General features: G+C 52.3%; 12 protein-coding genes and 1 riboswitch. Of the genes, 7 read left to right on the top strand and 5 right to left on the bottom strand.

Annotated features, from left to right (window positions below; genetic code table 11):
* Positions 1-56 precede the first annotated feature (56 nt).
* The 5 genes from H144_RS0102450 to H144_RS0102425 all read right to left on the bottom strand — a co-directional run bounded on the left by H144_RS0102450 (position 57) and on the right by H144_RS0102425 (position 5818).
* On the bottom strand, positions 57-1094 hold the full coding sequence (locus tag H144_RS0102450) for an SGNH/GDSL hydrolase family protein (protein ID WP_019940443.1): 1038 nt from the start codon (positions 1092-1094) through the stop codon (positions 57-59).
* A gap of 108 nt (positions 1095-1202) precedes the next feature.
* The gene (locus H144_RS0102445; RefSeq protein ID WP_019940442.1) at positions 1203-1586 is read right to left on the bottom strand and encodes an acyl-CoA thioesterase; all 384 of its coding nucleotides are present in this window, start codon (positions 1584-1586) and stop codon (positions 1203-1205) included.
* A 142-nt stretch (positions 1587-1728) separates the two neighbouring features.
* Positions 1729-4050: a 5-methyltetrahydropteroyltriglutamate--homocysteine S-methyltransferase gene (gene metE / locus H144_RS0102440; RefSeq protein ID WP_019940441.1), complete on the bottom strand. Its 2322-nt coding sequence runs from the start codon at positions 4048-4050 to the stop codon at positions 1729-1731.
* Positions 4051-4273: 223 nt separating this feature from the next.
* Positions 4274-4494, bottom strand: a riboswitch (cobalamin riboswitch).
* 374 nt (positions 4495-4868) lie between these two features.
* Complete coding sequence (locus H144_RS34195; RefSeq protein ID WP_019940439.1) at positions 4869-5045, bottom strand: hypothetical protein; 177 nt, start codon at positions 5043-5045, stop codon at positions 4869-4871.
* Positions 5046-5086: 41 nt separating this feature from the next.
* The gene (locus tag H144_RS0102425) at positions 5087-5818 is read right to left on the bottom strand and encodes a 6-phosphogluconolactonase (RefSeq protein WP_019940438.1); all 732 of its coding nucleotides are present in this window, start codon (positions 5816-5818) and stop codon (positions 5087-5089) included.
* Positions 5819-5966: 148 nt separating this feature from the next.
* Here H144_RS0102425 and fumC point away from each other — a divergent pair, with 148 nt between their 5' ends.
* The 7 genes from fumC (at position 5967) to H144_RS0102395 (ending at position 11987) form a co-directional block, all read left to right on the top strand.
* Complete coding sequence (gene fumC / locus H144_RS0102420; protein WP_019940437.1) at positions 5967-7370, top strand: class II fumarate hydratase; 1404 nt, start codon at positions 5967-5969, stop codon at positions 7368-7370.
* Between the two features lie 70 nt (positions 7371-7440).
* Complete coding sequence (locus H144_RS0102415; protein ID WP_019940436.1) at positions 7441-7956, top strand: HEAT-like fold family protein; 516 nt, start codon at positions 7441-7443, stop codon at positions 7954-7956.
* 51 nt (positions 7957-8007) lie between these two features.
* A complete protein-coding gene (locus H144_RS0102410; RefSeq protein ID WP_019940435.1) occupies positions 8008-8949 on the top strand; it encodes a D-2-hydroxyacid dehydrogenase in 942 nt (313 codons plus the stop codon).
* A gap of 16 nt (positions 8950-8965) precedes the next feature.
* On the top strand, positions 8966-10153 hold the full coding sequence (locus tag H144_RS0102405; protein WP_019940434.1) for a galactokinase: 1188 nt from the start codon (positions 8966-8968) through the stop codon (positions 10151-10153).
* A gap of 34 nt (positions 10154-10187) precedes the next feature.
* Positions 10188-11330 (top strand): aldose epimerase family protein, encoded by a 1143-nt coding sequence (locus H144_RS0102400; RefSeq protein ID WP_019940433.1) that lies wholly within the window; start codon positions 10188-10190, stop codon positions 11328-11330.
* Positions 11331-11443: 113 nt separating this feature from the next.
* Positions 11444-11575: a DUF4160 domain-containing protein gene (locus H144_RS35050; RefSeq protein ID WP_084599901.1), complete on the top strand. Its 132-nt coding sequence runs from the start codon at positions 11444-11446 to the stop codon at positions 11573-11575.
* Between the two features lie 166 nt (positions 11576-11741).
* Entirely contained in the window at positions 11742-11987 is a 246-nt protein-coding gene (locus H144_RS0102395; RefSeq protein WP_019940432.1) for a DUF2442 domain-containing protein, read from the top strand.
* Positions 11988-12000: the final 13 nt, after the last annotated feature.

Raw genomic sequence — 12000 nt, 5'->3', positions numbered from 1 at the left:
TTCACCGTTCAAAAGGCGTGCAAGATAAGCATTTTGAAGAAACGACACCCGCTTCGCTATTCCAGTATTTTGTGCCGTATGATAAATTCTACAATTTCATGGGCAAATCGCTGGGCACCGGGTTCGCTCAAATGACAGACATCACAGAACAAATTTTGTTCCTTCGGCATGCGGGCTTCCATGTCCAGGAACATCGGCCGGTATTGCCGCACCAGCGATCTCAAAATTGCATTGTGCACGTCGATTCCCTTTTTGACATTCTCAGGCCGGCCCCAAATCAGCGTCGGCGACGCGAATCGGCAACCTGCAAAATGATCCATATCTTGCTGCTCGCCAGTCAGTATGACGTGCGGAGGAAAATAGGAGGCGTAACTCATAAGCAGCAATCTATCGCCTCGTTTTCGCGCGATTTGTATGATCTGCTCCATGTTTTTCCGGTACGATGCGCCTGTTTTGATATCAGCGCCATACTGCTCAAACTGCGGATCAACCTGTTCCATGCTGATATACGTTTGGTGAATGAGCCGGTCGCGCAAGTGACTGGCCGCTATGTGTATTAAGTAAGGAATGACGGTAAAGTTGAGTTCCGGATGCGCACGCAGCAGGTGGATGTCGTGGTACCAGCGCATATGCGTATAGTCGTCGCTGAATAACGCCGGCGGAATATTGTTCGCCCGGTTCTCGTTAATGGCCTCGTAATAGATCACCAGATCGAAGCGATGGTCTTCGAGCAAGCTGTATTTCAATGCATTATCCAGTGAAGTATGCCCCGGACAGGCTATGTTGTAGAATGCGAAATCCGCTCCCGGCCCGTAATGCTTTCGTAAAATGGTGTCAAGCCGGCTTTCCATGTGAGAAAAGGGCGCGCTTACCACGGAGCCGCCGAGGATCAGGACACTTTTAACCGGACCGCCGCGTCGTACCTCTTTCGTCCTGAGCTCCTGCATGTTATCGTAGAAGCGCGTAAACAAGTAATCTGCCGGCCTCAGGAATGGATAACCAAAAAACGTCAGCCCCATCCTTAGCAGCAACTCGGTAATTAACAGCAACGTAAGCGCAAAAATGCCGGAAAACAGGGTGTAACGTAACTTCATCGGATAGCGTGTGGCAAGTATTTAGAATACTTGAACATACTATCCCTCAAAAATCTCTGGTTATCAAATTACCCTTCGGCCGGGAAAACCTTGCCTGTGGTAAAAGGTCTACAAAATCCGCGTCGGTTTGTGGTGCTCGTCCAGCGCCACAAAAGTAAAAATTCCCGTCACCGCCTTCTCGCGGCTTTCCTCATACATTTTTTCGACGAAAATATCCACGCGCACCTTCATGCTCGTGTTACCGACCGTCTCCACACGCCCGACGAGCTCGATAATGGTACCCGCAGGAATGGGATGGGTAAAGTCAATACGGTCCGACGATACCGTCACACACCGGAGCCTGCAAAAGCGCGTCGCGGCAATGAATGCGACCTCGTCCATCATCGACAGCGCCGTACCGCCGAAAAGCGTGTCGTAGTGATTGGTGTTATTGGGGAAAACGGTTTTGAAAACATGCGTCTCCGAAGCGGAAATTCTTTCTTCCAGGGTCAAAATGCAAATACTTTAATGGTAACAGGAATGAATGCAGATCTGTTGAAATAGTCAGGTAATTATCAGGTGCCGTCATGTGTGGTCAGATACTTCCGACCATACATGACAACACCTGACTATGCCTAACCGCGCAGCGCAGGCTTTAACCCGCCACTTCGACCGATTCGCGCAGCAAGTTAGCCGCAGAAATCATGTTACGCAAAGCGGCTTCGGTCTCCGGCCACTTCCGGGTCTTCAATCCGCAGTCGGGATTCACCCATAGGTTGCGGGCCGGGATAACTTTTAATGCCTTTTCGAGCAGCACGACCATCTCGTCCACCGTCGGTACGCGGGGTGAGTGAATATCGTACACGCCCGGCCCGATTTCGTTCGGGTAGTTGAACTGCGCAAATGCATCGAGCAGCTCCATTTGCGACCGCGACGTTTCGATCGTGATCACGTCGGCGTCCATGGCGGCAATGGAATCGATAATGTCGTTGAACTCCGAGTAGCACATGTGCGTGTGGATCTGCGTCTGGTCGGCCACACCCGCAGCGCTCAGACGGAAGGCATCGACGGCCCATTTCAAATAGGATTTCCAGGCATGTTTGCGGAGCGGCAACCCCTCGCGGATGGCGGGCTCGTCGATCTGGATCACCTTAATGCCCGCCTTTTCCAGGTCCACCACCTCGTCGCGGATCGCCCATGCAATCTGGAAAGTCGTGTCCTTCCTCGGCTGGTCATCCCGCACGAACGACCATTGCAGGATCGTCACCGGGCCGGTAAGCATACCTTTGACGAGCTTTTCAGAGTTGGCCTGCGCAAACGACGACCATTTCACCGTCATAGGTTCCCTGCGCTCCACGTCGCCGTAAATAACCGGCGGCTTCACGCACCGGCTGCCGTAGCTCTGCACCCAGCCATTTTGGGTAAAAACAAAACCGGAAAGCTGCTCGCCGAAATACTCCACCATATCGTTCCGCTCGAACTCGCCATGCACCAGTACGTCGATCCCGAGCTCCTCCTGCCACCGCAGCGAGTCCACGATTTCCTCCCGGATGCGCGCCTCATAATCTTCCAACGTAAGCGCACCTTTCTTAAACTGCGCCCGCAGCTGGCGAACCTCATCCGTTTGCGGGAATGAACCAATGGTGGTCGACGGGAACAATGGCAGCTTTAATTTTTCCAATTGAATGGCTTGCCGGGTGCTAAATGGATGCTGCCGTTCAAAATCTGCTTCTCTCACCTTGCTCACGCGTGCAATGACCGCAGGCTTGTGGATCAATGCCGAAGTACGGCGGCTTTCGATGGCTTTCTGATTGTCAACAAATGCGCTGTCACCCGCATAATCGATGGTCGCCAGCCTTGTCAAAGTCGTTACTTCGGTCAGTTTCTGTTTGGCAAATGCGAGCCAGTTCTTGATCTCCGGCGTGAGAACCGCTTCATTTTTCTCCAAATCCAGATCGTAAGGGCTGTGCAGCAACGACGACGAGGGCGCTACGAGCACCCGGTCATCTCCCAGCACATTCACCGCTTCCCGAATCCATTTCAGCGACTTTTGGTAGTCGTTTTTCCAGATATTGCGTCCGTCGACTACGCCCACCGAGAGTTTTTTAGTGGATAACACAAATGATTCATCGGCCAAAATCTGCGGCAACGTCTCCGCACCGCGCGTCAAATCGACGTGCAATGCATCCACTGGTAATGCCGTAGCAATGGCCAGGTTATCTTCCAGCGGCCCGAAATACGTCGCTACGAGGATACGCAGCTTAGGAAGTGCCTCCCTGATCTGGTGATACGCGCTCAGAAATGCCAGTTTTTCCTTTTCGTTCAAATCCAGCACCAAACCCGGCTCGTCGAGCTGCACCCATTCGGCGCCCCTTCCGGCCAGCTCCTTTAATATGGATATGTAAACAGGCAAGAGATTGTCCAGCAGATCGATACGATCAAACTCGGCCTCTTTTTCTTTGCCCAACAATAAATAGGTAACCGGCCCCAGCAACACGGGTTTGGTAGTAATGCCTTTTTGTAATGCATCTTCAAATTCCAGCAACGCCTTGTCCGAATACCGCCTGAACTTCTGGTTTTTTATGAACTCCGGCACGAGGTAATGGTAGTTGGTATCGAACCACTTCGTCATTTCCATCGCATTGATATCCAGACCATTCTTCTGGTATCCGCGCGCCATCGCGAAGTAGAGATCGAGCTCCCTGTTGGACTTGCCGTCGAGCAGCTGGTGGTAGCGCGCGGGAATGGCGCCGATCATCAGCGAGGTATCCAGGACGTGGTCGTAAAGCGAAAAATCATTGGAAGGAATGAGACTAATGCCCGCATTCCGCTGAGTTTCCCAGTTTTGGTGGCGGATTTTCCGGGCGACCTTCTGCAATGCATCGCGGTCGATCGTTCCGGCCCAGAACTGCTCGTTGGCCTTTTTGAGCTCGCGGAGGCTCCCCACGCGCGGGTAGCCGAGGTTGTGTGACAACATGTTTTTTTGTGTTTAAAGAGTTAATAAAAACCCTGTGAAAACACCCTCCCATCCCTGCAAACGCCTGTTATGGACGCTGGCCGGTACTTCCATCCTATCGCGGCAACACGCTGCTACCCGGCGAAACGAACCAACACAGTTCCCCCGAACCGGCCGGGAAGCCTGCATTACTGCCATAAAATGTGGTAAATCAATACTTGACGGTTCCCCACCCGTGAGGGAAAAGCCATTGAGGATGGTGGCAAGTCTCCTGGCTTGCGTCATTTTTACCGCCCTTCTCGCCGCGCCGGGGCGCTGCAATGGGTCGCGAGGGTAAAAATTGGTCCCGGAAATCCCGGAACGGACACTTACAGTAGCACGACTGCCCGTGATTTGCACACGGTTCCTTTTTGTTCTGCTCTACTTTGGCTGAGGGCACCAAAAGCAAAAACCACCATCCCGATTGACGGGCGTTCACAAAGAACTGCGTCAAATTTAGGCGTATGGGGTATTCGGGGGGAAACAGGGGGGCGATTTAAGTGAAGTAGGGAAAAATTAGAAGTGCCAATAGGATAAAATATCTGAATTGGGGTTGTAACGGGAGGTTGAAAAGTGATTCCGTATCCGAATGTCCCTTCATCTTTTTGACATGCTGCAATTCGGCTAACGGTCCGCAGCCTTAATATTATCAATCAAAGCCTTGACTTGTGACTGAATATCCGAGGGAGATTTTTTGACGTCTTGAATGAATGCACTCGTTAAATCATACTTCATACATTATTTGCCGGAAAGAAATGATTCGAAATCGTTCTTTTCTTGTTCCGTCGCGATGCCACTTTTTAACCCTCTTCCATTGCCGCCATCAAGGCAATGTCTTCCTCCTCTTCTGATGAGACACGCTCCGTTACATCAATATCAAGCGCTTTGATTACACTCATCAAAGCATGCTTTTGAACCGTGGTAACAAGAACGTCGAGTAATAGTCTTTCTTTTCTGTTTGAACTAGCAGTTGCCATCTGCAAATCCGATTAACATTCATCCTCCAATTTACAACCCGCTACGAAATCAACCCCGCTGCATCCGCGTCCAATATCAGCTCCGCATTCAGATGGTTCTGCAAAACCGTCGCCGGGAAATCCTGGGAGACGGGAAATGCCAGCGCCCGCTCGATAACGGGGGCTTTGGCGGTGCCGGATGCCAGCAAAATCGCGGACCGGGCTTCCAGGATGTGACGGATGCCAACTGTAATACCGCGGGTGAGGGTGGTCGGTTGGCTGAAATATTTTTGTCCGACTTTAACCGTAATAGGGTCTAGCTCCGAAATGTGGGCGTAGGTGTCCCAGGGCGTGCCGGGTTCGTTAAGGGCAAGGTGGCCGTTCATGCCTACACCCAATACAATCAGGTCCAGGCCGCCGAGGCTATCGACGATCTTATTCACGCGGTCGCATTCGGCTTGCGGGTCGAAGGCTTTACCGTCGAAAAAGACGATCTGGTCTGCGCGGAGGCCGATCGGTTTCAGGAAATCGCGGTCCAGCAGGTCACGGCAGCTGCCATCGTCCCCGGCGCCCAGGCCGATCCATTCGTCGAGACCGATGAAAATGCATTTCGAAAAATCGACGCGGCCGTTCTGGTTGGCTTTCACCAATGCATCGAACATGCCCTTCGGCGTGCTGCCCGACGGGAAGCAGATGACCGCCTCGGGTTTGTGGTTCATCAGGTCGATGACGCGCCCGGCGGCGGCCGAACTCATGAATGCGTAATCGGGGTAAATATTGATTTTGGGAGTCATGAAAAGCGGGGTTCAGGTTGTCGGCGCGCCAATCTAAACATTCTTTTTACAGGCCTGAACATTTATCCAAAAAAAACGCCGGAAACTGCAAAGCCAGGCCTAACTTTACCGCGCATTGTTCATTTTACATTATCATTCTACTTCAAAAATGGAATACCGTATAGAAAAAGACACGATGGGCGAAGTGCAGGTGCCTGCCCATGTATACTGGGGCGCCCAAACCCAACGCTCAATCCAGAACTTTCCTATCGCCCAGGATATCAATAAAATGCCGAAGGAAATCATCAAAGCCTTCGCATTCCTGAAAAAAGCAGCCGCTATCACCAACTTCGAGGCGGGCATTCTGCCCCAGGAAAAAAGCGACCTCATCGGCCAGGTGTGTGACGAAATCCTCACCGACCAGCTCGACGACCAGTTCCCGTTGGTAGTATGGCAGACCGGCTCGGGAACGCAGTCGAACATGAACTGCAACGAGGTGATCGCCTACCGCGGGCACGTGCTGCAAGGCGGCGAACTGGCCGATAAAACCAAGTTTTTACACCCGAACGACGATGTGAACAAGTCGCAGTCGTCGAACGACACCTACCCTACCGCGATGCACATTGCGGCATACAAAATCCTCGTGGACGTAACAATCCCGGGCATTGTGAAGCTGCGCGACACGTTGAAAGCGAAGGCGGAAGCGTTTAAGAATGTCGTTAAAATCGGTCGTACGCACTTTATGGACGCTACCCCACTGACGCTCGGCCAGGAGTTTTCGGGCTATGCCTCGCAGCTGGACCACGGTTTGAAAGCCATCCACAACACATTGGCGCACCTTTCCGAGCTCGCGTTGGGCGGTACGGCGGTAGGAACGGGCATCAATACCCCTCCCGGCTATTCCGAGAACGTAGCGCGCCATATTGCCGCATTGACCGGCCTGCCGTTTATCACTGCTGAAAACAAATTCGAAGCCCTCGCAGCACACGACGCGATTGTGGAAGCGCACGGCGCATTGAAGACCGTGGCAGTGAGCCTGATGAAAATCGGCAACGACATCCGTATGCTGTCGTCGGGCCCTCGCTCGGGTATCGGCGAGATCCATATCCCTGATAATGAGCCGGGAAGCTCTATTATGCCCGGCAAAGTGAACCCTACCCAATGCGAAGCCATGACGATGGTGGCCGCACAGGTAATGGGTAATGACGTGGCGATCGGCATCGGCGGCTCAAACGGCCATTTCGAATTGAACGTGTTCAAACCTTTGATGGCCTACAACTTCCTGCATTCTGCCCGTTTGATCGGCGATGTCTGCGTTTCGTTCAACGATAACTGCGCCGTGGGAATCGAGCCATTGCACGAGAACATCAAAAAGCACGTGAACAACTCGCTCATGCTCGTGACGGCCCTGAATACCAAAATCGGTTATTACAAAGCGGCCGAAATTGCGCAGACTGCCCACAAAAATGGCTCTACGCTGAAAGAAACGGCTGTTGCGCTGGGTTACCTCACGCCGGAAGAGTTCGATGCGTGGGTGAAACCGGAAGATATGGTCGGCGAGATCAAATTGTAGATCGACCTGACGGAGAATCCTGCGAATGCCCTGCCGAAGTGTGGGGCATTTGCATTTAACATTTGTACCGATGGATATCCGACACGAACTGCTGGCCGATCCGTACCAATCCAAATGGAAGGCAACGAAGGTGGCCGAATATGCCTGCACCTCGCCGGAGGCATTCAGGGAGCTCATGCATTGCTTCGAGTCGGACGAGTACCGCCTCGCGCAGCGCGCAGCTTACAGCGTAAGCCTGGCCACGGACATGCACCCGGAGCTCATCAGACCGTACATCGGCGTGCTCATCGGCCAGCTGAAACGGACGGACGTCCACGATGCCATTATCCGCAACAGCGCGCGCATTTTGCAGGATGTGCGCATTCCGGACGAGTTTCACGGTGAACTGATGGACGCCGCATTCGAGATCGTCGGTAACCGCCAGCTGGCGATCGCGATACGGACTTTTTGCCTGACCATTCTTTTTAACCTTTCGAAAATTTACCCCGAAATCCGCAAGGAGCTGCGGGTATTGATCGAGGAATCGATCGAATTCGAGTCGGCCGCGTTTGTGTCGCGGGCCGGGAAGATTTTGAAAAGGATTTGATAATGCCCCGGTAAATCATTTTACATTGCTTCTTTAAAACAAAAACAGTCAATGATCATATACTGCCATTCCTTACTCGACGCCCCGCTTAACGCCAAACTGAGCGAAGCGCTCAGCCCGCAGCATCAGATCCATTTCCGCAGCGAAACCGCCAGTTCCGAAGAACTGAAATCCTGGTTTTCCACCGCCGATTACATCCTCGGCAACCCGCCCGTAGCCTGGTTTGAACAAGTCCCTGCGAACCTGAAATTCTGGCAGCTCGATTCGGCCGGATTTGACCAATATGCATCGATTACGATCCCCGAAGCCATTAAAACGGCTAATATGGGCGACTGGTTTGCCCGTCCGTGCGCGGAGTCGATCGTCGGCGGCGTACTGGCATTGTACCGCGGAATCGACCGGCTGACGCTTTTAAAGCAAAAAACAGAATGGATCGGTACGCCGCTGCGTGCGGAATTGAAGATTTTGTATAAACAAAATGTGATCGTGCTCGGAGCGGGAACGATCGGGCAGTCCGTCAATGCGATTTTGAAAGGATTGGGCTGCACCACCCACCTGATGGCCCGCACATCGCCCGAGGCCGACCTGCGCAGCAAAGAAGACCTTTTCGCAGAACTACCTCATGCAGAACTGGTTATAAATACACTACCGGGTACTGCGCAGCATTTTGTGAATGCAGAATTCCTCGCGGCCATGAAAACCGGCAGCGTATATGCGAGCGTCGGACGCGGCAGTACGACGGACGAAAATGCATTGATCGACGCGCTGCGGTCGGGCAAACTCGACGGCGCCGTGCTCGATGTGACGGAGATCGAGCCGTTACCGGCTGATAGCCCATTATGGCAAATGGAAAACGTGATTCTCACCCAGCACACGGGCGGTGGTCATAAAAATGAGCATATGGGGAAAGTAGATTTATTTCTCAATAATATTTTGGCTATACAAAATGGCGTCGCCATCGCCAATGAAGTGAACCTTGTAAAAGGCTATTAAACCGACCGAAACTGAAATGCTACTGACAGAAACCGATATCGCAGAAGGTATCCAGGATAAATATTTTTTAAAGTTCGGCACCGCTACCCGCGAGTTGGTGCGCGTTTTTCGCTCCCCCGGCCGCATTAATCTCATCGGCGAGCATACCGATTACAACAATGGCTTCGTACTACCCGCCAGCGTCGATAAGGCCGTGTATTTCGTGATTGCGCCGCGCGAGGACGATCAGGTGATCCTCTACGCCGCGGACCTCGACCAGACCTATTCTTTTGCATTGGACGATTTGTCCAAACCTGAGAAATCGTGGCCGCATTACCAGCTGGGCATTATCGAGCAGGTTTACAAGAAAGGTTTGAAAATCGGCGGTTTTCAGGCGGCATTCGGTGGTAATGTACCGGTGGGCGCCGGTCTGTCGTCGTCGGCGGCACTGGAATGCTGCCTGCTTTTTGCATTGAACGAAATATACGGATTGAACCTCGACCGTTTCAGCATTGTCAAAATGTCACAAAAGGCTGAAAATGAATACGTAGGCGTCCAATGCGGCATTATGGACCAGTTTGCTTCGGCATTCGGGAAAGAAGAATCGGTGATCCGCCTCGACTGCCGTTCACTGGAATACGAATACTTCCCGTTCCCGATGGACGATTACCTGATCGTGCTTTGCGACACGATGGTGAAGCATTCTCTGGCGAGTTCCGAATACAACACGCGCCGGCAGGAATGCGAAAAGGCGACAGCCATTCTGCAGCAATACGATGCAAACGTGCTCAGCCTCCGCGATGCCACGCCTGCATTGGTAGAAGCGCATAAGGACGAAATGGGCGACGTCGTATACCGCCGCGCCAAGTTCATGACGGAGGAAATCCAGCGTGTGCAGGATGCCTGCGACCTGCTGGTACAAGGTAATCTCCCCGATTTTGGTAAGAAAATGTATGAAACCCATTTCGGATTGCAGAACGAATACGAGGTGAGCTGCCCCGAGCTCGACTACCTGGTAGTGCAGACGTTGGACGACGACTCGGTACTCGGTGCGCGGATGATGGGCGGCGGCTTCGGCGGCTGCACGATCAACCTCGTGAAGAAGGATGCCGTGGATGCATTCGAAGCTAAAATGAAGCAGGCTTATCTTGAAAAATACAATATTGACCTGCCTTGCTACCGCGTGAAAATCACCGACGGCACCGAGGAAGTTGCATTGGCATAACCTGACCATTTACACAAACTCTTAACCTTTGACTATGAGAAGAATCCCTTTTTTACTCACCGCGCTGGTTGGCCTGGCCATTTTCAGCTGCTCAAAAACCAAGAATGAAGAAAAAATGATCAGTACTATTTCCAAAGAAGGTTTCGGCCAGCTTCCCGACGGCCAGCAGGCCGACCTGTACACACTGACCAACGCCAACGGCATGACCGTGAACATTACCAACTACGGCGGGATCATCACCAAACTGACCGCGCCCGACAAAAAAGGCGAATGGGCCGACGTGGTGCTGGGTTTCGACTCGCTGCCGCCTTATTTGAGCGGGCACCCGTTCTTCGGTGCGCTGGTGGGCCGTTACGGCAACCGCATTGCCAAAGGGAAGTTTAAACTGAATGGTCAGGAGTACTCGCTGGCGATCAATAACGGTCCTAATGCATTGCACGGCGGTACCAAAGGCTTCGACAAGGTGCTTTGGAAAGCGACGGAGATCAAGCAGGATTCGATCGTAGGATTGCAGCTCGAATACACCAGCAAGGATATGGAAGAAGGCTATCCCGGCAACCTGACGGTAAAAGTGGTGTACACATTGGACAACGACAATGCGCTGACGATCGACTACACGGCTACTACCGACAAACCGACCGTCGTAAACCTGACCAACCACTCGTATTTCAACCTCACCGGCCTGAAACGCGACATTCTCGACCATGAAGTGACGCTCGCCTCGGACAGTATCGTGCCCGTAGACACCACGCTCATCCCTACCGGCAAGCTCCGCGCCGTGGAAGGAACGCCGTTCGATTTCCGTAAAGCGACGAAAATCGGGGCGGGTATCAACAAAACCGAGGATGAGCAAATAGCAGCCGGTGGCGGCTACGACCACTGCTGGGTGTTGAAGCGCAGCGGCGACGGCCTGGTACAATTCGCGACCGTACACGAGCCCGAAAGCGGCCGCGTCATGGAAGTGTTCACCACCGAGCCGGCTGTTCAGTTCTACACCGGCAACTTCCTCGACGGCTCTCTCAAAGGCAAAGGCGCCACTTACGTCAAACGTTTCGGTCTCTGCCTCGAAACCGAACATTACCCCGACTCCCCCAACCAGCCCCAGTTCCCGACAACAGAACTGAAACCAGGCGAGACGTATAAGACGACTACGAAGTACAAATTCTCCGCGAAGTAACTTTCGCTGACCGTTTGATTACCCGGGCGTTGCCGGCTGCTCATTGCCGGCAACGCCCGGTTTTTTTGTAACAGGTATTGGCTAGTTTTGGAAACGCGGTTACATACACTACTATGCCAGAAATCCTCGAATATTTCGGAATGATATTTTATTTTTATTCCAATGAGCACCTTCCTATTCATATCCACGTTTCGTACGATGAATATGAGAGCGTTTCGAGATCTACTTTGAAAATGGCGCCTTAAAAGAGGTTCGAATACGCAAAACGACCGGACAAGCATCTCTTCCTTCGGCGCAGCTTCAGGAAGCGCAGAAAGTTGTCGAGCATTATGCACAGGACACTGTGAATAAATGGACTGATTTCTTTGTGTTGAAAAAGAAAGTCAAAAGTTTGAAAATAACCAGGCGGCTATGACCAGGGTAGTTGACGCACAATACATATCGGACTACAAAATCCGGATCAGCTTTTCGGACCTGACCCAACAGGTCGTTGACTTCGGACCCTTTCTTGCAGAGCATCCGCATCTGCAATACGATAAGTACAAAAACCCAGCCCATTTCAAAAAATTCAAAATCGAAAGCGGCAACATCGTCTGGGGAAAAGACTGGGACCTTATCTTCCCGATCGACCAACTCCATGCAGGAAAGATTAGCTGACTTTTACGGGTTT

Source organism: Dyadobacter beijingensis DSM 21582 (assembly GCF_000382205.1).
GTDB lineage: Bacteria > Bacteroidota > Bacteroidia > Cytophagales > Spirosomataceae > Dyadobacter > Dyadobacter beijingensis.
This window is presented reverse-complemented; position numbering and strand designations above follow the sequence as displayed.